The following is a 23991-nucleotide window of genomic DNA, read 5'->3' as shown; positions in this document are numbered from 1 at the left end:
TTGTTCCGCAGTAGCTCAGTGGTAGAGCTATCGGCTGTTAACCGATCGGTCGTAGGTTCGAGTCCTACCTGCGGAGCCATATTTATAGAGAAGTACCCAAGTGGCTCAAGGGGCTCCCCTGCTAAGGGAGTAGATCGCGAACGCGGTGCGAGGGTTCGAATCCCTTCTTCTCTGCCAGAACTGGCCCGTTGGTCAAGTGGTTAAGACACCGCCCTTTCACGGCGGTAACACGGGTTCGAATCCCGTACGGGTCATACTAAAAGAGATAGAAGAAGCTATGACAGATTATAAATAATAAGTTTAAAATAGGATTACCTTTTCTCATACATAAGAAAAGGTAATCCTATTTTTTGAATATGTTTTAACTTTCTATTGAATGTTCATCTTGTTTAATAACAACATGACTATATGCGGAGTGAAGAGTTTTGTAGCCTAAAAGTGCAATAGTTAAGGCAAGGCCTCCTGCTATAATAGCCACATTAAATCCTACATGGGCTCCAAAGTTATCAATAACTAAACCAGCTATCGCTGATCCTAGGGAGACTCCAATTCCAAGTCCTGTAATTGCCCAAGTCATTCCTTCGGTTATCTTTGATTCAGGTACGATTTTTTCCACAAGCCCCATAGTAATAATCATAGTAGGAGCGACAGATAGCCCTGCAAAGAAAACAATAACTACTAGCCAAGTAATACTGTTTACAAAAACTAGTGGCAGCATTGTTATCATGGAAAGTGTGACCGCTATTAAAAACTGATTATAGGGTGGGGTATTGAGTTTAAGAGTACCGAAAATAAGGCCTGCCAGGCATGAACCGATTGCATAGACAGAAAGTACAAAGCTAGCAGCTACTGTGTTTCCTTGCTGCTCAGCAAAAGCTACACTAACGACATCTATTGTGCCGAAGATAGTACCTATAGCAATGAGTGTGAATACTAGTACTCGCAAAGAACCAATTTTAAATACTGTTCCGTTGTTTGTAATGTCGCGAGGGTGTACAGGCGGTTCTGTGCTTTTTTGCATAGTAAATAGGCATACCCCGATTGTAAGAAAAACAGATGATAAAAGTGGCGCTGCTTCTGGGAAGAACATAACACTTAAACTGACAGATAATACAGGACCAATTATGAAGCAAATTTCGTCGACGACCGATTCGAAGGAAAATGCTGTATGCAATTTATGGGATCCGCGGTATAGTTTAGTCCAACGTGCACGTACCATAGCTGACATATTTGGCATACAACCTGCACATAAAGCGGATAGAAATAGCGTCCAATAAGGAGCTTCATATTTCGTACATAGAAGTAAGAGGATTGTAAAGAAAACGCTAATACCTGTAGTCGGAAGAAGTATGCGAGATTGCCCTAATTGATCAGCCATCCGAGAAATATGAGGAGCTAGTAAAGCTGATGATAATGTAAAGGTAGCTGCAACAGCTCCAGCAAGCCAATAGTCACCACTTACTTGAGATAACATGGTAACAATACCAATACCCATCATTGATATGGGCATACGAGCTATAAATCCTGCTAATGAGAATCCTTTTGTACCAGGAGCACTGAAAATCTCACGGTAGGAATTAAACATGATAATCACCACAATATTTGACGTGTACATATACATTCTTCATTCTTTTAACTCCTCCTCTATTTCATTAATACCTTCTATAAAAAGGGACAGTGAGTCAATGTAGGATATAGGTAAGAAGTTATATTATCTTGTAAGCTAGAAATAATTGACATACGCACCGTATGCCAATATCATATTAACATACGGAGAGTATGTCAATTGAAATGTTTTATCTCTGGATAGAGCCGATGTTTAAAGGAGTTATTCTTTTATATAGAGAACGATACTATAGTGCAATTCATTTTGAATAAAGAGAATGAATAGAAGTAGGAGGAAAAGATGATTAAAAAAACGAGAGCAGAAATGATTACTGAAACACGTGCTAAATTGCTGTGGGCAGCAAGAGAGGCTTTTGGTACAGTTGGATATGTAAATACGTCTATGGATGATTTTACAGCATCTGTCGGTTTAACACGTGGTGCAATTTATCATCATTTTGGTGATAAAAAAGGATTGTTAGAAGCAGTTGTAAAAGAAATTGATATGGAAATGGATAATAAATTAGGGAAAGTATCAGATGAAGCGGAAGGAAAATGGGAAGGGTTTGTTGGGCGTTGTCGTGCATATTTAACGATGGCACTTAATCCAGAAATTCAGCGAATCGTACTTCGAGATGCACCAGCAGTATTAGGAACTAGTTATTATCAATCATCACAGTCACAATGTTTAGTGACGATGGCCGAGATGCTTCAGCAATTAATGAAGGACTGTATTATTGAAAAGACGGACTGTGAAGCTTTAGCAAGATTTATAAATGGCGGACTAGTGGACCTTGCTTGTTGGATTGCGAATTCTGAAGATGCAGAGGCACGGTTGTCTAAAGCTTTGCATAGCCTATCACTTATATTGAATGGTTTATTATTAGAAAAGAATGCATAATTTTAACGGATATTTTTTAATATATAGTAATGATTAAAAGGGAGGTGATAAAGTAAAGGCTAATTCATTTATTTAACCGTATTCTATATAAGCTAATTGACGTCCATCTTGTAAGGGAATGATGTGATCAGTCAGTTTAATCTTATAATGTGATTACATTTTTTGTGAATGTTAGGATTTTTATTATAGAAAGTGAATTTAGTTACAGTGAGTAATTGAATCATACATTTTTATTCACAATCTAAAGAAAACACCTAATTTGGTATGGATTCCACACCTGATCTAACAACTTTACACTCTATGTGAAAAAGTTCACAAATAGGTCATAAATTGTGAAGTAATTCACAATAATACGTGCTACAATATGAATGTAAAGAAGTTAAACAACATTAAATTAGTATTTTAATTAATTACTTAAACAATCATAAAAAAATATATGTGAACAATAGAGAGGGGAAATTACCATGAAAAAAGGTATCAATCGTGTAGTATTAGTAGGAACAGGAGCTGTAGGTTGTAGTTACGCTTACTCAATGATCAACCAAGGTGTAGCTGAAGAATTCGTATTAGTAGATGTTAATGAAGCAAAAGCAGAAGGGGAAGCAATGGACTTAAGCCATGCGGTACCATTCTCTCCATCACCAACAAAAGTTTGGAGCGGTAGCTATGCAGATTGTAAAGATGCAGATCTAGTTGTTATCACTGCTGGGTTACCACAAAAGCCAGGTGAAACTCGTTTAGACTTAGTTGAGAAAAATACAAAGATCTTTAAACAAATCGTTCGCGGCATTATGGATAGCGGATTCGATGGAATCTTCTTAATCGCAACTAACCCGGTTGATATTTTAACTTACGTAACTTGGAAAGAATCTGGTTTACCGAAAGAGCGCGTAATCGGTTCTGGTACTACTTTAGACTCTGCTCGTTTCCGTTACATGTTAGGTGACTACTTAGATGTAGATCCACGTAACGTTCATGCTTACATCGTTGGTGAGCACGGTGACACTGAACTTCCAGTATGGAGCCACGCTACTATCGGTGTACAAAAACTAGAAACAATCTTAGCTAACAACGAACAGTACAAACAAGAAGACTTAGATAAAATCTTCGAAAATGTACGTGATGCAGCTTACCATATCATCGAACGTAAAGGTGCAACTTACTACGGAATCGGTATGTCACTACTTCGTGTAACTAAAGCGATCTTAAACAACGAGAACAGCGTATTAACTGTATCTGCATACCTTGAAGGTCAATACGGTGAGAAAGATGCTTACGTAGGTGTTCCAGCTGTTATTAACCGCGAAGGTGTACGTGAAATCGTAGAACTTGAGCTAAATGAAGAAGAAAAAGCGAAATTCGCTCATTCTGTAAAAGTATTAAAAGAAACTATGGCACCAGTACTATAATTAATTGCTAAATAATCCGGAAGTGGGGACCTGCTTCTTACTTCTGGATTTATATATAATTCAATATAAATTCCTTTTCCGGTTTCCCTTGTATATCCCCAATATACCCCTTTTGCTGGATAAGGGTCATTTATAGAAAAGAGCACTCTATTTTATATAGAGTGCTCTTTATGATTATTTTTTAGGTGTTAATCCTAACTTCTTTAAAATATCTGTCAGTGTACCGCTTTTTGATTTTTCTACAGGTGTTTGTGATTTAGATGCATCTGGACCTTTTTTCAAGAAGTTCTTTTCAACGAAGCGAATATCTTTTCCGTCGACAATTCCATCTTTATTAAGATCTCCGTCTTTTACAGTTAGTCCTTTTTTAATGTAGTTGCTAGCGATAATTTCAGCATCTTTAATATCGATTACTTTATCACCATTTACATCGCCGGCAAGGTTTTCGTCAGGTCTTGCATAATAATATTGGCCAAGCAGCTTACCGTCTTTTTCAGTACCAAGCTTCGTTGTTAGGCGGCTTGAAATGAGTTACTCGATGTTTCTGAATCACTGAAATAGGCAAATACACCTCCGAATGTAAGGGATAAACCAAGTGAAGCGGTGACAACTCCCATTCCTACTTTTTATTTTAATGACATAAGAAAGCCCTCCTAGTTAAATTTTCATAGTGACCGTTCGCAACAAGGATAAATAAGTAAACATAGTAGTCCACTATGAATTATAGTTACGGAAGATCTAAGTTCTTTATTGAGAGCGAGTATATGCTTATGAATTTTGCATTTCAATAAAATTGTGACAAAAAATGTTGAGAAACATTTTTTTATGACAGATTATTTTGTTTTGATTTTGAATGAAAAATAGCATGAAAAATAGGATAAATCTAATAAAATAAAGGTTGAGAAAAAATAATAGGTAAAAATATAGAAGAATAATAAAGCGTTTTCAATGAATATTCGTCAAAATTCGATATTTTACACGGAAATGTGAAGAAAAACTAACATTTTTAAGAAAAAAACGAATATTTTTTATAAATTAACAAGGATATTGCAGTTTTTCGCAGAAATAGTTAAAGTATAAAAAATTCTGTCATCTAAGTGAGGTGAGCATATTGAGTGTAATAAATTGTGAAGAAGTGAAACGAGATGAGTTTCATACAGAAAAGTACTATGAAAGTTATAACATCTTTGGCGCACATGTTGTGACGGAAGATGAGATTCAAGGGGTACGATTTACAGTGTGGGCTCCTCATGCGAAAGCAATGAGTGTTGTTGGAGATTTTAATGAGTGGGATTATGAGCAACATAAGATGCTACAAGTGACAGAAGAAGGCATTTGGTCCTTGTTTATACCGCATATTAAAGAAGGAGAAATATATAAATATGCGATTGAAACGTTGGCTGGTGACGTCATTTTAAAGGCAGATCCGTATGCTGTATATGCAGAAGTAAGACCGAATACGGCATCTGTAGTTTTTGATATAAAGGGATATGAATGGAATGATAAAAACTGGACTCGTAAGAAAAAGAAAAAAACGATTTATAAAGAAGCGATGACAGTTTATGAATTACATTTTGGTTCTTGGAAAAAGAAAGAAGATGGAACGCTGTATTCTTACAGGGAAATGGTAGAAGAGCTCATCCCGTATGTGGTGGAACATCAATTTACACATATTGAAATTATGCCGCTTGTTGAGCATCCATATGATCGTTCTTGGGGATATCAAGGAACGGGATATTATGCAGCGACGAGTAGATTTGGTACGCCGCATGATTTAATGTATTTTGTCGACGAATGTCATAAATATGGAATCGGTGTCATTTTAGATTGGGTGCCGGGGCACTTTTGTAAAGATGCTCACGGTTTATATTTGTTTGATGGCACACCGACCTATGAATATAAAGATAAAGATGTACAAGAAAATCCAGTATGGGGAACTGTCAATTTTGATTTAGGGAAGAGAGAGGTACGTAATTTCTTAATTTCAAATGCGTTATTTTGGATGAGATATTTCCATATTGATGGTTTCAGAGTAGATGCAGTTGCGAACATGTTGTACTGGAATAAAGAAGGACAAGAGCAAAGTAATGAGCATGCTGTTTCATTTTTAAGAGAGTTAAATGAAGCAGTGTTTGCAGAGGATGAAGATTTTCTTATGACGGCAGAAGATTCAACAGCTTGGCCACTTGTAACAACTCCAACGTATGAAGGTGGGCTTGGATTCAATTACAAATGGAACATGGGCTGGATGAATGATGTACTGAAATATATGGAGTGTGCGCCTGAATATAGGAAACACATTCATGAGAAAATGACGTTTTCTTTACTATATGCGTACTCTGAAAACTTCATATTACCACTTTCTCATGATGAAGTCGTTCATGGGAAAAAGTCGTTATTAAATAAAATGCCAGGTGATTACTGGGATAAGTTTGCTCAGCTTCGTTTATTATATGGATATTTCTTTACTCACCCAGGAAAGAAGTTACTTTTCATGGGAGGAGAATTCGGACAGTTTGATGAGTGGAAAGACCTTGAAGATTTAGATTGGAATTTACATGATTTTGAAATGCATCGTTATATGCATGATTACTTTAAAGAGCTCATAGCATTGTATAAGCGCTCAAAACCACTTTGGCAGCTTGACCATTCACCTGAAGGCTTTCAGTGGATTGATGCTAATAATAATGAGCAAAGTATTTTCTCTTTTATCCGCCAAGGGGATAAACAAGAAGATGCGTTAGTTGTCGTATGTAATTTTACGAAAGCTACATATGAAAACTATAAAGTAGGTGTACCAGATTTCGAGTATTATAACGAGATTTTAAACAGTGATGCTGAGCAATATGGCGGTTCGGGGCAAGTGAATAAGAAACGTCTTAAGACGATTCTAGAACCGTACCATAATCAAGCAGCACATGTAGAGATTACAATTCCACCATTTGGCGTATCCATATTACGACCAGTGAAGACGAGAAAGGGGAGCAAAAAACAAGATGGCTCAAAAACAAAAGTGCGTAGCAATGTTACTAGCAGGGGGAAAAGGTAGTCGTTTAAGTGCATTAACAAAAAATTTAGCCAAGCCAGCTGTTCCATTTGGTGGTAAATATCGCATTATTGATTTTACGCTAAGTAACTGTGCGAATTCTGGTATTGAAACGGTTGGGATTTTAACACAATATCAACCACTTGAACTTCATAATTATATCGGAATTGGAAATGCGTGGGATTTAGACCGAGTAAACGGTGGAGTCACAGTATTACCTCCTTATGCGGAGTCTTCAGGGGTGAAGTGGTATACAGGTACGGCAAGTGCCATTTATCAAAATTTAAACTATTTAAGTCAGTATGAACCGGAGTATATTCTTATTTTATCAGGCGACCATATTTATAAAATGGATTACAGTAAGATGCTAGATTACCATATTGAGAAAGAATCGGACGTATCCATTTCTGTTATTGAAGTACCTTGGGATGAAGCGAGTCGCTTTGGCATTATGAATACAAATGAAGAGATGGAGATTGTTGAGTTTGAAGAGAAACCACAATTTCCAAGAAGTAATCTTGCATCAATGGGAATTTATATTTTTAACTGGGCAATTTTGAAAGAGTATTTAGAGATGGATGCAAGAAATCCTGAATCTAGTAATGATTTCGGAAAAGATGTACTTCCACTTTTATTAGATGAAGGGAAGAAGCTAATGGCGTATCCATTTGAAGGATATTGGAAAGATGTTGGAACGGTGAAAAGCTTATGGGAAGCGAATATGGATTTACTTCGCGATGAAACATCGCTGAATTTAAACGATCGTAATTGGCGTATTTATTCTGTGAATCCAAATGAGCCACCTCAATATATTGCAGAAAAGGCAAAAGTAGAAGAATCACTTATTAACGAAGGATGCGTCATTGAAGGGGACGTGAAGCATTCTGTGTTATTCCAAGGGGTGACGGTGGAAGAAGGTAGTATGGTTATTGATTCTGTCGTTATGCCAGGAGCAAAGATTGGTAAAAATGTTGTGATTGAAAGAGCGATCGTTGGTTCGGAAATGGTTATTGAAGATGGAACAATTATTCGTCCAGAAAAAAATGTCGACGATGTAGTACTCATTGCTGAAGGGAAATAGAAAAGGGGGATGAAATGAATGGGAGAAAAAATGTTAGGAATTATTAATGCAACGGGAAGTTTTCCTTCCTTAAAGAAAGTAACAGGGCATCGTTCATTAGCGGCGTTACCGTTTGGGGGCCGTTACCGACTCATTGATTTCATGCTTTCAAATATGGTGAATTCTAATATTCATAGTGTAGCGGTTTTTACAAGTCATAAAAATCGCTCACTAATGGACCATGTTGGTTCAGGAAAACAGTGGGATTTAGATAGAAAACGAGACGGACTATTTTTATTCCCGCCAAATTGCCAATGTGACCAAGATGAGTTTGGGTCTTTTGCACACTTTAGAAGACATATTGATTATTTTCTAAGAAGCAGAGAAGAGTACGTTGTTATTACGAATAGCCATCTCGTAACAGCATTAAATTTCCAGGCGGTGTTAGAGCGACATATACATACGGCAGCTGATATTACGGAAGTTTGCCATGAAGGGGTTTCGCTTCAAACATACGTGTTAAAGAAACAATTATTGTTAGATTTATTTGAGACATATAAAGATGTGGAGCAATACAGTTTATTTGATGTAGTGAGAGAAAAGCGCGGAAAATCACTGCATATTGCTACGTATGAGCATACAGGATATGTAGCTATTATTGATTCGATTGAGAGTTACTATAAACATAGCTTAGAAATTTTGCAGCCTGCTATTTGGAAGCAATTATTTAAGAAAGAAGCGCCGATCTTTACGAAAGTAAAAGATGAGCCGCCAACTCGTTATCTAAAGGGTGCAGTCGTGAAAAATACAATGATTGCAAATGGCAGTATTATTGAAGGGGAAGTCGAAAACAGTGTTGTTTCCCGTTCGGTTAAAATTGGAAAAGGTTCAATTATTCGTAACAGTATTATTATGCAAAAGAGCCAAATTGGAGATAACTGTATAATAGACGGTGTTATTATTGATAAAGACGTGAAAATTGGCGACGGTGTCGTATTAAAAGGAAACATCGATGAGCCATATGTTGTAGAAAAAGGAAGCGTACAAAACAGTACGATTAATAGTTATTCCTAAAGAATCAGTGGGGGCTTTTTCTCCCACTGATTAAAGTTTTAATTTAAATGAAAACTCGAAGGGAGGAAGCTGCAAGAGGAGTATAAAAACTTTTCGCGCAGTGGGACAACAAGTGAATATTTTATTTGCAGTATCAGAATGTGTACCGTTTGTGAAATCGGGAGGATTAGCTGATGTAGCGGGTGCGCTCCCAAAAGAGCTGAAAAAATTAGGAGTGGACGTTCGTATTATACTTCCGAATTATAGTCTCATTCCGCAAAAGTTAAGAGATGGATGTACGTTACATAAAGTAATTAACGTCCCGCTTGGGTGGAGAAATCAATATTGCGGAATTTTAAAAGGTGAGCAAGACGGAATTACGTATTACTTAATAGATAATGAATATTATTTTAAGAGAGATTCTCTGTATGGTCATTATGATGACGGGGAGCGTTTTTCTTATTTCTCAAAAGCAGTGTTAGAGTGTATTCCGCATCTTGATTTTGAAGTGGATGTTCTTCATAGCCACGATTGGCATACGGCTATGGTTAATTTCTTACTTCGTGAAAAGTATCAAGATAACCCGTTATATGAGCGTATTAAAACGGTATATACGATTCACAACTTGCAGTTCCAAGGAGTATTTCCTTCTGAAGTGATGTACGACTTGTTAGAGCTTGGTGATGAATATTTTCATAGTGAGCAGCTAGAGTTTTATGGAAACATAAACTTTATGAAAGGCGGTATTATCGCTTCGGATCAAATTACAGCGGTGAGCCCGACGTATAAAGAAGAAATTCAATATGAATTTTTCGGTGAGAAGTTAGATGGATTACTGAGAAAATATAATGATAAGCTTAGTGGCATTGTAAATGGTATTGATACGAGCGTATATAATCCAGAAACGGATTCATATATTAAGGCTCAGTATGATGCAGAGTCATTATATGAAAAGAGTGAAAATAAACGCGCTTTGCAGCGTTATTTTGGTTTGCCAGAAAAAGAGGATATACCAATTATTTCAATGGTAACGAGATTAACGAAGCAAAAAGGTCTTGATTTAGTACGCACTGTATTCCGCGAAATAATGGAAGAAGATGTACAATGTATTATTTTAGGTTCAGGTGATTCGGAATATGAGCAATTCTTTGAGTGGATGGCATATGAGTATCCGGAGAAGGTAAAAGTTTATATCGGATTTAATGAAGAATTAGCGCACCAAGTGTATGCGGGAAGCGATTTATTTTTAATGCCATCGCTGTTTGAACCGTGTGGACTTGGACAACTTATCGCATTGGCGTACGGTACGATTCCAATTGTAAGAGAAACAGGTGGATTAAACGATACGGTACATTCTTATGATGAAGAAACAGGCGAAGGAAATGGTTTCAGTTTCACGAACTTTAATGCACATGACATGCTGCATACGGTTCACCGTGCAATTGAATTTTATCACGATAAACCAGTGTGGGAGCAGCTTGTAAAACAAGCGATGACTGAAGATTATAGCTGGAGGCAATCGGCTCTTGCTTATAAGGAATTGTATAAAAGTCTCATGGAATAACATGTAGGTGGTGAAAAAATGTTTACTCATGTTGAAAGTTTTAAATCAACTTTTCTAGAAAAGTTAGAGACGATGTATGGGAAAAGTTTCAAAGATTCTACAAATCGTGATCAATATAATACGCTCGGCCATATGGTACGTGAGTATATGAATAGTCAATGGATTGCAACGAACGAGAGTTATCGATCAGGAGAGCAAAAGCAAATGTATTACTTGTCTATTGAGTTTTTGCTTGGACGTTTGCTTGGAAGTAACATCTTGAATTTAGGTATTAGAGATGTATGCGAGCAGGGGTTATCTGAACTAGGGATTTCGTTACAAGAGTTAGAAGAAGTGGAAGCAGATGCAGGCCTTGGTAACGGTGGACTTGGACGCTTAGCAGCCTGTTTTCTTGATTCACTTGCATCTTTAAACTTACCAGGACACGGCTGTGGAATTCGTTATAAACATGGTTTGTTTGATCAGAAAATTGTTGATGGTTATCAAGTTGAATTTCCAGAACAGTGGCTTCTTCATGAAAACGTATGGGAAGTAAGAAGACATGATCAAGCTGTAGAAGTAAGTTATTTTGGCAGTGTTGAACCGCTAGAAATTGACGGGCGTTTAGAGTTTAGGCATACAAATGCAGAAGTCATTATGGCGGTGCCATATGATGTGCCGGTAGTAGGCTATGAGACGAGTACTGTAAATACACTTAGACTTTGGAATGCTGAACCAGTTCCTTTCCCGCAAAACTGCAAAGATATTTTGAAATATAAGCGCGAAACAGAGGCTGTATCGGAGTTTTTATATCCAGATGATACGCATGATGAGGGAAAAATACTTCGTTTAAAACAACAGTATTTCCTCGTATCAGCAAGTTTGCAAAATATCGTTCGAATGCATAGAGAAAGATATGGTGACCTTCGTCAACTACATGAAAAAATTGCGATTCACATTAACGATACACATCCGGTTTTAGCAATTCCAGAACTGATGCGTATTTTACTAGACGAAGAAAAGTTAACATGGGAAGAAGCTTGGCACATAACGACGCAGACGATTTCTTATACGAATCATACGACGTTATCAGAAGCGCTCGAAAAGTGGCCAATTCACATTTTTAAACCATTATTACCGAGAATTTATATGATTATTGAAGAGATTAATGAACGTTTCTGTCATGAACTTTGGAAACGTTATCCTTATGAATGGCATCGCATTGAAGACATGGCAATTATTGCGCATGATCTTGTGAAAATGGCTCATTTAGCAATTGTCGGTAGCCATAGCGTAAACGGTGTAGCAAAAATTCATACGGAAATATTAAAGCAGCGGGAAATGCGATTGTTTTATGAATTTTATCCAGATAAGTTTAATAATAAGACGAATGGAATTGCTCATAGGCGCTGGCTTATGAAAGCAAATCCACAGTTAACAAATCTCATTTCAGAGGCGATTGGACCAGAGTGGAAGAAAGAACCGATTAAGCTTCAATCGTTGCAAACAGTTCAATATGATGCTAGTTTCCAAGAGAAGTTTGCAGAGGTAAAACAAGAGCGTAAAGAGATTTTAGCGGAGCGCATTCATAATACAATGGGGATTACGATTGATCCAAATTCTATTTTTGATGTGCAAGTGAAAAGATTACATGCTTACAAACGACAATTATTAAATGTTCTTCATATTTTATATTTGTATAACCGTTTGAAAGAGGATGCTAGTTTTACATTTTATCCGCGTACTTTTATTTTTGGAGCGAAAGCATCACCTGGTTATTATTACGCGAAAAAAATTATTAAATTAATAAATGAACTCGCAAGAAAAGTAAATAATGATCCGTATGTTAGTCAATATATGAAAGTTATCTTTCTAGAAAACTATCGAGTTTCTTTAGCTGAAGATATATTCCCGGCGGCGGATGTAAGTGAGCAAATTTCAACGGCGAGTAAAGAAGCATCGGGAACAGGCAATATGAAATTTATGATGAATGGTGCGATTACACTTGGAACGCTAGACGGAGCTAACGTTGAAATAAAAGACCGGGTCGGTGATGATAACTGTTTCATTTTCGGTTTAACAGCAGAAGAGGTTCTTCATTACCATCAAAATGGTGGATATCGTGCAAGTGACTATTATCACCACAATAGGCACATTAAAAAAATAGTAGATCAATTAACAAATGGTTTCTTTGCACAATCGGGTGCTGAATTTGAAGCGATCTATGATTCTCTCGTTATTCAAAATGATGAATATTTCGTTCTGCGAGATTTTGGTCCATATGCTGAAAGACAAGAAGCTGTTGGTAGAGCTTATGAGAACCGAACAAAGTGGCTAGAAATGTCGATTTTAAATATTGCACAGTCTGGTCATTTTGCGAGTGATCGAACGATTTTGCAGTACAGCAATGAAATTTGGGGTATTGGTAATGCAGTTAAACAGTTTTAAAGAGGTTGCTACGTTGGGGGATATATTATCTATTTACTAACAAAAATTGATATTAATAAATAAAACGAGCTTACTTTTTTTAAGCTCGTTTTATTTATTTTGCTTAAGAAAGAAATGGAATAGTGGTATATATTATACCTGCCCCATCATACTCTCCTGTCGCAAAGTATGAAAATGTAAAGAAACCTGTGACCGTAAAAATTACAATAAGAAAAAGTGTGAAGATAAATTTTAACATGTAAGGTCCCCTCATCCAAAAATAACTTCATAGAGTATTATAGTATATGAATATTTTATTTCCAATTGTTTACTGGTTAAAAATGAGAAGTCAGACATGTTTTGTATGTTGTAATGGAATGATTATTTGTAATGGATTTTGTGTTTTTTGTAAATGTCATATTGTGATGGACGTGTGCATACTCCCAATCATGATCATTAAAATTTATGTTTCGGGGAGGGAGAAGTGGAACGACATCGAACAAGTTGACGAAACGAAAGCTACTAGCTACTTGTAGTTTATAATAATTTCGAAAAGCGATATCTCCTACTTTTGGGGAAGCGAATGAATAAAGTCCATACTGTGCGAAGGCAGTATTTATACGTGCATCTAATATGTGTAATGTGGCAAGCGCGCCACCTAGACTATGCCCAGTAGCTAGCAGTTTTTTATGTGCTGGCAATGATACGAGCATATCCATAATAGAATCACGGCAAGACTCATAAATAGAGAGAAAGCCGTTATGGACATTTCCACCATTTAAAGCATAAGGATAAGGTTTTTGATTGACGAGAGAGTCAATAATCCAATCTGGGTCTGTTTGAGTGCCCCTAAAGGCAACGATAATTGTATCCTCAGATTCTAATATAAATCCGAACCATTCTGTTGTTTGAATGGCCTTTCCTTGAAACCCTTGTACATATTGAAAACCATCTGGTATTTCGAAAATACCATTTTGTTTATATTGTTCATACGTTAACTCACAACAAGAAGCTAACAGTATGGCAGTGTCTTTATCAAAGGATAAAGGAGTACGCATTAAGGAAGCCCTCCTTAAGAAAAGGTATAGTTTAATATATGCAGTGAGGAACTTGATTCATTCTTTTGGAAAAAAGCTTGAACCTACAGTTACGTGAGGGAGTATGATTTTTGTAAACATATTGTTAGGAGGAGTGTAAGATGAGCAAAAAGGAAGGCTGTTCAATTGGTGAGTTTTCAAAGAGAACAGGCACATCAATACGGACACTACAATATTACGATGAAATTGGACTACTTAAACCTGAAAAGAACGTTAGCTCTGGTCACCGTGTGTACAAAGGAAAAGATATATTAGAGCTACAGAAAATAGTCAGTCTTAAAGTATTAGGATATAGTTTAGAAGAAATACGCGTCATGCTTACAATTCCAAGTTTGAATGTAAGTTTAAAAGAAACGTTGGAACAACAAAGAAAAGCCTTTGAAGAAAAGAAAAAACACATTGAAGTTTCGATAAAGGCGCTTGAACGAACAAGGGTATGTCTTGAGGAAGATGAAGAGTTGGATAGTGACATATTAATGAGTCTAATTAACAGCATTCAAAAAGAAAACGAACAAAGTTTATGGCTTGAAGGATATGTATCAAAAGAATTGGCTAATGGATTATATAATAAGCCGGAAGAAGAAGGCATAGCACTTGATAAAGAGTTTGTGCGTTTAGCAAAAGAAGTGAAAAGGTTATTTGGAAGAGAAATTGAGGATTCAGAAGTGCAAAAATTGGTTGATGAACATATGAAGGCGACTCTTAAGTATGTTGGTGAAGAGACAATGTATTCTTTAGGTAAATTAGAGAATGTAGAAGAACAATATAATAATATGATGCCATCTCCTTACACGGAAGAAGAAGAGGCATGGCTTAATGACGCGATGGAGTATTATATGATTCGAAATGGTATGTATAGCCCTCCGCAGTAAAAATAAAATGCCATATTCATAAACTTTAGAGAAATGCCTCCGATGTTTTTTGCATTGGAGGCATTTTTTACTCTTTTCCATCTAAAAGGCGAACAAGGCCACCTAATATACTACTTTCACCAGTACTTTATAATGCTGGGCTTGTAAGAGGTTTGAAAAAATAGCCTGTATATATTTGAAAGATGAATAAATCACCTATTTTCTTGTGTTTGTTCGTACTATATACAGAAAATTTCGGGAAACAAAACATATTATTTATCTGTTTGTTTTTGCTTCTTTTTCAAATACTCCGCACGCAATTGTTCAAGTTGCTGCTTTTTATCAAATTTGGCAGGCTTCTGTTTTTCATGAAACTTTGCCACAGCTACCTGACTTTTGGAATCTAATTGATATTTTCCCACTTTGTTCACCTACTTTTCTTGTCTTGAAAGAGAATCTATTCAACAAATATAATATACCTTATTTTACTGAAGTAAACCTTATTACTTTATTTCATCTGCTTTTTCTCGTTTGTAGACGTAAATTAAAACACCCTTTCACTGCATTACTGCAAGCAAGGGTGTTTTAATTGTAGTATTTTATTAGTCGATGGCCATGCCAACATAAGGGCCCTTTTTACTCTTTCCCATCCAATAAACGACCAAGTCCACCTAATACACTACCTTCACCAGTACTTTGCGCTGCTGGGCTTGTAAGGCGTGCTGCTAATCGGCTAAGTGTTAAGGACTGAATCCAAACTGTTCCAGGACCTTCTAATGTTGCGAAGAATAAACCCTCACCGCCAAATAGAGCTGTTTTTACTTTTCCAACGAATTCGATATCATAGTTAATATCCTTTGTCATGGCAACGAGACAACCTGTATCAATGCGAAGTTTCTCACCAGGTTTTAATTCACGTTTATATACAGTTCCGCCTGCGTGCATGAAAGCGAGGCCGTCACCTTCAAGGTTCTGCATGATGAAACCTTCACCACCGAAGAAACCAGTTCCTATTTTTTTTGTAAATTCAATTCCAATAGAAACACCTTTTGCGGCACAAAGAAAGGCATCTTTTTGACAAACGATTTTCCCTTGGTATTCTGTTAAATCTACAGGAATAATTTTACCAGGATAAGGAGCAGCAAATGAGACGTGGCGTTTGCCGTGCCCTGTATTTGTAAATACAGTCATAAACATGCTTTCACCTGTAACGAGACGTTTACCTGCTCCCATTAATTTTCCGAATAGACCGTTAGATGGGCCAGAACCATCACCGAAGATTGTCTCCATTTCGATGTAGTCTTCCATCATCATCATTGCGCCCGCTTCTGCGACAACGCTTTCCTTTGGGTCTAATTCAATTTCAACAAATTGCATATCATCGCCATATAACTTATATTCGATTTCATGTGCTTGCATTTTTTCACCTCATAAATATGTAGTAATTATATTGTACAGAAGTTAAAAGAATTAGAACACTATAGTTTTGTTAATTTTCAAATAAAAGTAGAATGAAAATTTAAGGTTATACTAGGATTATAAAAAATGATGGAATGAAAGTGTTCTCATTTGACGTTTTCGACATAGCATGATATAGTGAAAACACTATTGAGCTACATAATGTGGTACGGAAATAAAGCACGTTGTATTAAAGGCTGTAAGCTTGTTATACATTCATGTCCTTTATATCCACCTTTTCATGTGGATTCATAGTTTCATTTTTATTTAGGAGGTACATGACATGCAAACAGGTAAAGTTAAATGGTTTAACGGCGAAAAAGGTTTTGGCTTCATCGAAGTTGAAGGCGGAGAAGACGTATTCGTACATTTCTCAGCTATCCAAGGCGACGGCTTCAAAACTTTAGAAGAAGGTCAAGAAGTTTCTTTCGAAATCGTTGAAGGAAACCGCGGACCACAAGCAGCTAACGTTACAAAAAACTAATTAGCTAGCGATAAAAAGCATTCCGATTTTCGGAATGCTTTTTTTTATTCTTTGGAACTAGATTCATTTGAAGATAATTCGCCCTTAAAGGTACGCTCTTCAAAGTCATCAAGCATTTGTTCATATTCTTCATGTTCCTCTGTAGCGAAAACTTGTGGGTTTTTCCCGTACATATCCGTACCGATAAAGTTTTCAAAATCCTCCACGTAGCCTACGTTTTCTTCACTATTTACATACATGCCATTATAGTTTTTTGAATCTTGTCTTTCTAAATCAGACGGCGTTTCAGATGTTCCGTAATTTGCGACATCTTGCCACGCATCTTCCGCATCGTACTCAACAGAATGGTCCTCATCATGCTTGTGGAAAGAAGGAGACAACACTTCTTCTTCAACTGGTCGTGTATTCATATTTAACTTATTTGTCGCGTGCTGGATGCATGTTGTAGCAGTCGGCATTGCTTCTAATCTTTCAAATGGAATTTCTTCGCCAGACACTTCGCAAATGCCGTACGTACCCGCTTCAATTTTTTGCAGTGCATGTTTTGTATCATGTAGTTGTTTATGCCAAAATTCGATGAGTCCGAAATCTTTTTCTCGTTCGTATAATTCTGTAGCCATATCACCTGGATGGTTGTCATAGCTAGACAGTTCTCCTACTGAATCGCGTTCAGTAGCACGATCTGTATTTTCATGAGTTTGTATCGTTTGCTCTAGTTCTTGTTTTTGTTTTTCTAAAATGGATTTAAATTGACCTATTTGTTGTGGAGTTAACATAGTCGTCCACCTTCCTACAATTCAGTTTCTTTACATAGTATGAGCGTTGAGAGTAGGAATTATGAGATGAATTTCAGATATGAAAAAGGAGCCGCATAAGCAGCTCCTTCTTACCCCGCTATTTGCCGGGCAGTAAAACTCCCACCTACAAATTCGGCTGGAGCAAAGAAGCTAGGTGAGAGATTAACTGCCCGTAAACGCCCGATTGGTTAGGGCTGATAATCAGTGGAAATGAACAACCCCTCCATTGATTAAAGTTTCACTTTATAGGAAATATCCAAGTAATAATCCGATTCCCATTAGGAAACCGAAGATTGTATTTGTTTTTGCTGTTGCAATCATCGCAGGTACCATTTCCATTGGAATGCTTTTGCCGATAAAGCCTTTCGTCGCTTTAAATGCTTTCGGTGCACTTAAAAATACGATAAGCATCCATGGTGATACGATACCCACGATAATTAAAGCAATTGTCCAAATGTAGGAAACGATGAACATCGAAGCAAGTACACCAACAGCTCTTTCACGTCCAACGAGAATTGCTAACGTTTTACGACCGTTTTCTTTATCGCCATCCAAGTCACGAATATTATTAGCTAGTAAAATGGCACCAATTAAAATGGAGCTTGGAATAGATAGTAAAATGACTTCTGATGTTACAGTGCCAGTTTGAATAAAGAATGAAATCCCAATAATAATGACACCCATAAATAATCCGGCTGTCAACTCTCCAAATGGTGTATATGCAATTGGAAGTGGGCCACCTGTATAAAGGTAAGCAACGGCCATACAAACAAGACCGATTGCAGCAAGCCACCAACTAGAATTCATACAAATATAAACACCTAATAGTATTGCGATGCCGAAAAATCCAAATGCTAAGTTAAGCACTGTTTTTGGCTGAATGCCATCGCGAACGATAGCGCCGCCGATACCAACTGAACCTTCGTGATCAAGTCCTCTTTTATAATCAAAGTATTCATTAAACATGTTTGTTGCTGCTTGAATGAGAAGACAAGCAAGAAGCATCATAAGGAAAAGAGGAAGATGTATTTGATTTATACCTCCGACCTGCATCGAATATGCTGTTCCGATGAAAACAGGTACGAAAGCGGCTGTTAATGTATGGGGACGTAGTAAACTCCACCAGATGCGCCAGCCTGTTTGCTTACTTGGCTTTGGCGCCGTAGGAGAGGAATTCGTTTTGACGTTCATTTCCATGTTGAATCCTCCTTTGGTCACATATTGTACACAACTAAGTGTAGAAAAAGCATCATTTAGTGTCAACGTTTATTTTCTAGGAAGAGAAGGTGAATTTCTCAGAAATGCTAAACGTTGACAGGCCTTTCGTTTGAGGTGTATCTTAAAATCAAGCGTAATTATGACTATTTTTCGCCCATAGGGGGGAGACAATTGTGATTCAAACGAAACAAATAGGCTTGCAAGAAGCTCTTAGTGCAGCCATTAAGCGTGCAACTGATGAAAAAATATTGGTTAGCTTCGTAAAACAAATAGACTGGATGGATCCGCTTCTGTTTTATGCAGCAGGAAAAAGGATTGCATTCGAAAATAGATGTTATTTTGCAGACCCGGCTCAGCATGTAATATTTGCTGGAATTGGCTCTGTTTTCACTATAGCAACTGCTTCTCACAAACGCTTTCAAACTGCTCGTGACGAGTGGGATAAAGTAAAAGAGAAAGCATTTGTACAAAGAGAAAAATACGAATTTGGAACAGGTCCTCTTTTATTTGGTGGATTTTCATTTGACCAAGAAAAAGAGAAAACGGACTTATGGAAAGAATTTGATGATACGACATTTTCACTACCAGCATTTTTATTAACTGTAAAAAATGAAAAAGCATGGTTAACGATGAATACATTTGTCTCAGCAACAGATTGTGCAGAGACTCTTTCTAACGAAATGATTTCTTTAGAAGAGAAAATTTTTTGGGAGAGTAAATGTGCATTAGAAGGATCGAAATTAACAGTTACTTCTAAAGTAGAAGTGGATCCGAAAGGCTGGATGGATGCCATTGAGAAAGTACAAGATGAAATGAAGCTGGGGAACGTGCAGAAGGTTGTATTAGCGAGGGAGTTAAAAGTAGAGATGGATCATCATATTGATTCTGCTCTTGTCTTAGAAGCACTTCGCATTGGGCAACCGGATTGTTACGTATTTTCTTTTGATTATAAAGGAGCATGCTTCTTAGGAGCGACGCCAGAGAGGTTAATTCGCAAAGAAGATGAGAAGTTTACTTCGATGTGTCTTGCTGGTTCAACTGGTCATGGTCAATCTATAGAAGAAAGTAAGCGAAATAGTAATGCGCTTCTTCATGATGAAAAGAATTTAGCTGAACACGGTTATGTTGTGAATATGATTAGGTCGGTATTAAATGAGCACTGCGAATCCGTTAATATTCCGGAAAGTCCGGGCTTATTAACAACGAAAAACTTAATTCATTTATATACGCCTGTAGAGGCAAAAGGCGATGCGAGTCTTTTAACAATGGTAGAAGAATTACATCCAACACCAGCTCTTGGCGGGACACCTCGTTTGGAAGCGATGAAACTGATTCGTGATGTTGAATTGTTAGACAGAGGATTATATGGCGCACCGATTGGCTGGATAGATGATGAAGGAAATGGTGAGTTTGCGGTTGCACTCCGCTGCGGGTTATTAAATGGCGAGAAAGCATCCTTATTTGCCGGTTGCGGGATTGTAATTGATTCTGTACCGCAACTTGAATATGAAGAAACAAGTTTGAAGTTTAGACCGATGCTTGGTGCTTTGGAGGAATTAATGAAATGAACAATCATATAGAAGCATTATCATATTATTTAGGCGCGTTCGTGGATGAACTGACGCGTCTAAATGTATGTGATGTTGTCATTAGTCCAGGCTCACGGTCAACGCCGATAGCTCTACTAATGGAACAACACGAAGGAATGAACACATATTTACATGTAGATGAAAGATCTGCAGGATTTTTTGCGCTCGGTATCGCAAAAGCGAAAAAACGTCCTGTTGCATTATTGTGTACATCAGGAACGGCAGCAGCTAATTACTATCCAGCTGTATGTGAAGCTTTTCATTCACGAGTGCCGCTTATCGTCTTAACGGCAGATAGACCGCATGAATTAAGAGATGTCGGTGCACCACAAGCGATGAATCAATTCAATTTATACGGTACATTTGTGAAGCAATTTACAGAGATGGCTCTTCCAGAAGCGAGTGAAGCGATGTATCATTACGCTCGCATGACAACGCAGCGTATGATAGCGAATGCTTGTTTAGCGCCGCAAGGACCTGTTCATCTTAATTTTCCAGTACGCGAACCGCTTATCCCGGATTTCTCATTAGAAGGTTTATGGGATAAAGGACGCGGGGAATATACAGGAGTAGTTCAGCAAGGGAACGTGACGATGCCGAGTGAATATGTAGATTCGCTTGTAGGGCGCCTTTCACATATGGAGAAGGGGCTTATTATTTGTGGAGACGATAGTCATTCAGAACTCGCAGCATTTGCGGCAGAATTAGCTGAAAAAACTGGATATCCAATATTGGCAGATCCGCTTTCTAATATTCGTAGCGGACATCACGATAAAACGATGGTAATCGACTGTTATGATACATTTTTACGAAATGAACTGTTAAAAGAAACGTGGAAGCCAGAAGTTATGATTCGCTTTGGTGGTATGCCTGTTTCCAAATCATTAACGCAGTTCATAAAAAAACAAACGAGAGCAGTTCATATCGTTGTTGATGAATCTGGACAATGGAGAGATCCAGCTCTCGTTGCGACAGAAGTTGTCCAAGCAAATGATATTGTATTTTGCAGTGCATTAATAGAAAAAATGCCAGTTATGAAAAAGAATGATTGGTTCGGAATGTGGCAACATATAAACGAAAAAACGAAAGAAACGCTTCGTGAAATGGAAACATATGATACTGCATTTGAAGGGAAAGTTATTACGGATATTGTCCGCGTACTACCAGACGGGGCAACATTCTTTGCGAGTAATAGTATGCCAATTCGTGATACGGATTCATTCTTCTTCACATTGGATAAAAATATTCAAGTTATGGCAAACCGCGGTGTGAATGGGATTGATGGCATCATTTCGACAGCTTTAGGAGCGAGCATTATTTGCGATCCGCTCGTATTAGTGATCGGTGATTTATCCTTTTATCACGACTTAAATGGACTGTTAGCCGCGAAATTACATGAATTAAATATAACAATTGTCGTTGTAAATAATGACGGTGGCGGTATTTTCTCATTCTTACCACAGTATGAGAAAAAGGAACATTTCGAATCATTATTTGGAACACCAATTGGTCTTGATTATGAACACGTTGTTAAAATGTACGGTGGTTCATTTAGCCGTGTAAATGGTTGGGAAAGCTTCCGAGAAGAGGTACAAAAAGGAACGACTACAGAAGGTTTACACGTTGTGGAAATTTGTACGAACCGTGATGAAAACTTAATATTGCACCGGACATTATGGGCAAAAACGATGGACGTGATTACTACATCTTTACAAGGTGAATCGAAATGAACGTAACGCTGCAAGGTGTATCGTATGAATATGAAGTAGTCGGAAGTGGGGAACCACTTCTACTTCTTCATGGTTTTACGGGAAGCATGGAAACGTGGCGTTCTTTTATCCCTTCATGGAGCGAGCAGTTTCAAGTTATTGTAGTAGATCTTGTTGGGCATGGAAAAACAGAAAGTCCCGAAGATGTGAATCATTATGATATTCGAAATGCGGCATTGCAAATGAAAGAACTACTAGATTACCTTCATATTGAAAAAGCGCACGTACTTGGCTATTCAATGGGCGGTAGACTGGCGATTACTCTGGCATGTCTATATCCAGAGTATGTACATTCTCTTTTATTAGAAAATTGTACAGCTGGGCTTGAAAGTGAAGAGGACCAAAAAGAACGTTGTGAAAAGGATGAGCGACTTGCTGATAAAATTGAGCGAGAAGGCATCCGAAGTTTTGTATCAATGTGGGAAAATATTCCGCTATTTGAAACGCAAAAAAGTTTAGCAAAAAACGTACAAGAAGCAGTGCGAAAAGAACGACTTGCTAACAATCCCAAAGGACTTGCAAATAGTTTGCGCGGCATGGGAACAGGGGCTCAGCCTTCATGGTGGGATGAGCTACACAACTTGAAAATGCCTGTTCTTTTAATGAACGGGGAGCATGATGAAAAGTTCTTTCGCATATTAAAAGATATCGAAAAATGCGTCTCTGACGCGAAATTTGTCAAAATTGATGGTGCTGGCCATGCAATTCATGTGGAACAACCGGAAAAGTTTGATACAATAGTAAAGGGATTTCTAAAAACTATGCAGTGATACTTTTTTCAGCAAGAAGGAAGCCACGCTTATAGATGAAATCAGAAATATACAAGGAGGTAGTTGTAATGGCTATTGAATGGGTAAAAGAAGGCAATTACGAAGATATTATTTATTCAACATACAATGGTATCGCAAAGATTTCGATTAACCGTCCTGAAGTACATAACGCATTCCGTCCAAAAACGGTAATGGAGTTAATCAACGCTTTTGCACACGCTCGTGATGATGCAAATGTTGGCGTTATCATTTTAACAGGTGAAGGTGGACGTGCATTCTGTTCTGGCGGCGACCAAAAAGTTCGCGGTCATGGTGGATATGTAGGTGACGACCAAATCCCTCGTTTAAACGTATTAGATTTACAACGTCTAATTCGTGCAATTCCTAAACCAGTTATCGCAATGGTAGCAGGTTATGCAATCGGTGGAGGACACGTACTTCATATCGTATGTGACTTAACAATCGCTGCAGACAACGCTGTATTCGGACAAACAGGTCCTAAAGTAGGAAGCTTTGACGGTGGATATGGAGCTGGTTACTTAGCTCGTATGGTAGGCCACAAGAAAGCTCGCGAAATTTGGTACCTATGTCGTCAATACAGCGCTGGGGAAGCGCTTGATATGGGCTTAGTAAACACTGTAGTACCATTAGAAGAGCTTGAAGCAGAAACAGTACAATGGGCACAAGAAATCTTAGCAAACAGCCCAATGGCACTTCGTTTCCTAAAAGCTGCATTCAACGCAGATACAGACGGTCTAGCTGGTATTCAACAACTAGCTGGAGATGCAACGTTATTGTACTACACAACTGACGAAGCGAAAGAAGGTCGTGATGCGTTCAAAGAAAAACGCAGTCCGGACTTCGGTCAATTCCCTCGTTTCCCGTGATCAAAAGCGAAAGCGGCTCGCTTAGAA

General features: G+C 37.7%; 20 protein-coding genes, 3 tRNA genes and 3 pseudogenes. 16 read left to right on the top strand and 10 right to left on the bottom strand.

The genetic code is table 11. From position 1 onward, the window contains the following. Window positions 1–4 precede the first annotated feature (4 nt). The 3 genes from MR167_RS22375 to MR167_RS22365 all read left to right on the top strand — a co-directional run bounded on the left by MR167_RS22375 (window position 5) and on the right by MR167_RS22365 (window position 254). A tRNA-Asn gene (locus MR167_RS22375) sits at window positions 5–79 on the top strand. A 7-nt stretch (window positions 80–86) separates the two neighbouring features. Continuing rightward, window positions 87–177 (top strand) — tRNA-Ser (locus MR167_RS22370). Between the two features lie 5 nt (window positions 178–182). After that, window positions 183–254, top strand: a tRNA-Glu gene (locus tag MR167_RS22365). Between the two features lie 107 nt (window positions 255–361). Here MR167_RS22365 and MR167_RS22360 read toward each other — a convergent pair. Then, window positions 362–1585 (bottom strand): MFS transporter, encoded by a 1224-nt coding sequence (locus MR167_RS22360; RefSeq protein WP_015945917.1) that lies wholly within the window; start codon window positions 1583–1585, stop codon window positions 362–364. A gap of 321 nt (window positions 1586–1906) precedes the next feature. On the opposite strand from MR167_RS22360, the gene MR167_RS22355 reads away from it, so the two are divergent. Beyond that, window positions 1907–2506, top strand: a complete 600-nt coding sequence (locus MR167_RS22355) for a TetR/AcrR family transcriptional regulator (RefSeq protein ID WP_000592777.1) — start codon at window positions 1907–1909, stop codon at window positions 2504–2506. Between the two features lie 464 nt (window positions 2507–2970). Continuing rightward, window positions 2971–3915 (top strand): L-lactate dehydrogenase, encoded by a 945-nt coding sequence (locus tag MR167_RS22350; RefSeq protein ID WP_000715339.1) that lies wholly within the window; start codon window positions 2971–2973, stop codon window positions 3913–3915. A gap of 174 nt (window positions 3916–4089) precedes the next feature. On the opposite strand, the pseudogene MR167_RS22345 reads toward MR167_RS22350, so the two are convergent. Both MR167_RS22345 and MR167_RS22340 read right to left on the bottom strand, forming a co-directional pair. Further along, window positions 4090–4443, bottom strand: a pseudogene (locus MR167_RS22345) (dockerin type I domain-containing protein); the annotation flags it as partial. Beyond that, a pseudogene (locus MR167_RS22340) lies at window positions 4434–4532 on the bottom strand (TasA family protein); the annotation flags it as partial. The pseudogenes MR167_RS22345 and MR167_RS22340, both read right to left, overlap by 10 nt. Window positions 4533–5026: 494 nt before the next feature. Between MR167_RS22340 and glgB the strand changes: the two are divergent. The 5 genes from glgB to glgP all read left to right on the top strand — a co-directional run bounded on the left by glgB (window position 5027) and on the right by glgP (window position 13065). After that, a complete protein-coding gene (gene glgB / locus MR167_RS22335) occupies window positions 5027–6964 on the top strand; it encodes a 1,4-alpha-glucan branching protein GlgB (protein WP_000111408.1) in 1938 nt (645 codons plus the stop codon). Then, the gene (gene glgC / locus MR167_RS22330; protein WP_242315496.1) at window positions 6912–8042 is read left to right on the top strand and encodes a glucose-1-phosphate adenylyltransferase; all 1131 of its coding nucleotides are present in this window, start codon (window positions 6912–6914) and stop codon (window positions 8040–8042) included. Before glgB ends, glgC begins: the two co-directional genes overlap by 53 nt. 18 nt (window positions 8043–8060) lie before the next feature. Next, window positions 8061–9095 (top strand): glucose-1-phosphate adenylyltransferase subunit GlgD, encoded by a 1035-nt coding sequence (gene glgD / locus MR167_RS22325; RefSeq protein WP_000504159.1) that lies wholly within the window; start codon window positions 8061–8063, stop codon window positions 9093–9095. 112 nt (window positions 9096–9207) lie between these two features. Then, complete coding sequence (gene glgA, locus MR167_RS22320) at window positions 9208–10638, top strand: glycogen synthase GlgA (protein WP_242315494.1); 1431 nt, start codon at window positions 9208–9210, stop codon at window positions 10636–10638. A gap of 18 nt (window positions 10639–10656) precedes the next feature. Beyond that, complete coding sequence (gene glgP / locus MR167_RS22315; protein ID WP_079246067.1) at window positions 10657–13065, top strand: glycogen phosphorylase; 2409 nt, start codon at window positions 10657–10659, stop codon at window positions 13063–13065. A 103-nt stretch (window positions 13066–13168) separates the two neighbouring features. Here the strand turns inward: glgP and MR167_RS33010 are convergent, their stop codons facing one another. Continuing rightward, window positions 13169–13303 (bottom strand): hypothetical protein, encoded by a 135-nt coding sequence (locus tag MR167_RS33010; protein WP_000911076.1) that lies wholly within the window; start codon window positions 13301–13303, stop codon window positions 13169–13171. 76 nt (window positions 13304–13379) lie between these two features. After that, complete coding sequence (locus tag MR167_RS22310; RefSeq protein ID WP_001260110.1) at window positions 13380–14102, bottom strand: lipase family protein; 723 nt, start codon at window positions 14100–14102, stop codon at window positions 13380–13382. A 140-nt stretch (window positions 14103–14242) separates the two neighbouring features. Here MR167_RS22310 and MR167_RS22305 point away from each other — a divergent pair, with 140 nt between their 5' ends. Then, entirely contained in the window at window positions 14243–15013 is a 771-nt protein-coding gene (locus tag MR167_RS22305) for a MerR family transcriptional regulator (RefSeq protein WP_000037218.1), read from the top strand. A gap of 67 nt (window positions 15014–15080) precedes the next feature. Here MR167_RS22305 and MR167_RS33725 read toward each other — a convergent pair. The 3 genes and pseudogenes from MR167_RS33725 to MR167_RS22295 form a co-directional block, all read right to left on the bottom strand. After that, window positions 15081–15161 (bottom strand): annotated as a pseudogene (locus MR167_RS33725) (TIGR00266 family protein); the annotation flags it as partial. Window positions 15162–15264: 103 nt separating this feature from the next. After that, window positions 15265–15414, bottom strand: coding sequence for a hypothetical protein (locus MR167_RS22300; RefSeq protein WP_000521642.1), 150 nt, complete (start codon window positions 15412–15414; stop codon window positions 15265–15267). Between the two features lie 214 nt (window positions 15415–15628). Further along, on the bottom strand, window positions 15629–16411 hold the full coding sequence (locus tag MR167_RS22295; protein WP_242315492.1) for a TIGR00266 family protein: 783 nt from the start codon (window positions 16409–16411) through the stop codon (window positions 15629–15631). A gap of 322 nt (window positions 16412–16733) precedes the next feature. Between MR167_RS22295 and cspD the strand changes: the two genes are divergently transcribed. Then, window positions 16734–16934: a cold-shock protein CspD gene (gene cspD / locus MR167_RS22290; RefSeq protein ID WP_001193052.1), complete on the top strand. Its 201-nt coding sequence runs from the start codon at window positions 16734–16736 to the stop codon at window positions 16932–16934. A 44-nt stretch (window positions 16935–16978) separates the two neighbouring features. On the opposite strand, the gene MR167_RS22285 is transcribed toward cspD, so the two are convergent. Both MR167_RS22285 and MR167_RS22280 read right to left on the bottom strand, forming a co-directional pair. Next, window positions 16979–17710, bottom strand: coding sequence for a yteA family sporulation protein (locus MR167_RS22285; RefSeq protein WP_242315490.1), 732 nt, complete (start codon window positions 17708–17710; stop codon window positions 16979–16981). Between the two features lie 264 nt (window positions 17711–17974). Further along, complete coding sequence (locus tag MR167_RS22280) at window positions 17975–18928, bottom strand: 1,4-dihydroxy-2-naphthoate polyprenyltransferase (protein ID WP_000425770.1); 954 nt, start codon at window positions 18926–18928, stop codon at window positions 17975–17977. Window positions 18929–19122: 194 nt separating this feature from the next. On the opposite strand from MR167_RS22280, the gene MR167_RS22275 reads away from it, so the two are divergent. The 4 genes from MR167_RS22275 (at window position 19123) to menB (ending at window position 23964) form a co-directional block, all read left to right on the top strand. After that, window positions 19123–20517, top strand: coding sequence for an isochorismate synthase (locus MR167_RS22275; protein WP_242315488.1), 1395 nt, complete (start codon window positions 19123–19125; stop codon window positions 20515–20517). Beyond that, window positions 20514–22268 (top strand): 2-succinyl-5-enolpyruvyl-6-hydroxy-3-cyclohexene-1-carboxylic-acid synthase, encoded by a 1755-nt coding sequence (gene menD / locus MR167_RS22270; RefSeq protein WP_086397180.1) that lies wholly within the window; start codon window positions 20514–20516, stop codon window positions 22266–22268. Before MR167_RS22275 ends, menD begins: the two co-directional genes overlap by 4 nt. Next, on the top strand, window positions 22265–23077 hold the full coding sequence (gene menH, locus MR167_RS22265; RefSeq protein WP_001103352.1) for a 2-succinyl-6-hydroxy-2,4-cyclohexadiene-1-carboxylate synthase: 813 nt from the start codon (window positions 22265–22267) through the stop codon (window positions 23075–23077). Before menD ends, menH begins: the two co-directional genes overlap by 4 nt. A gap of 68 nt (window positions 23078–23145) precedes the next feature. After that, complete coding sequence (menB, locus tag MR167_RS22260; protein WP_000963887.1) at window positions 23146–23964, top strand: 1,4-dihydroxy-2-naphthoyl-CoA synthase; 819 nt, start codon at window positions 23146–23148, stop codon at window positions 23962–23964. Window positions 23965–23991: the final 27 nt, after the last annotated feature.

Source organism: Bacillus cereus group sp. BfR-BA-01355, assembly GCF_022663675.1.
Classification (GTDB): Bacteria; Bacillota; Bacilli; order Bacillales; family Bacillaceae_G; genus Bacillus_A; species Bacillus_A thuringiensis_S.
This window is presented reverse-complemented; position numbering and strand designations above follow the sequence as displayed.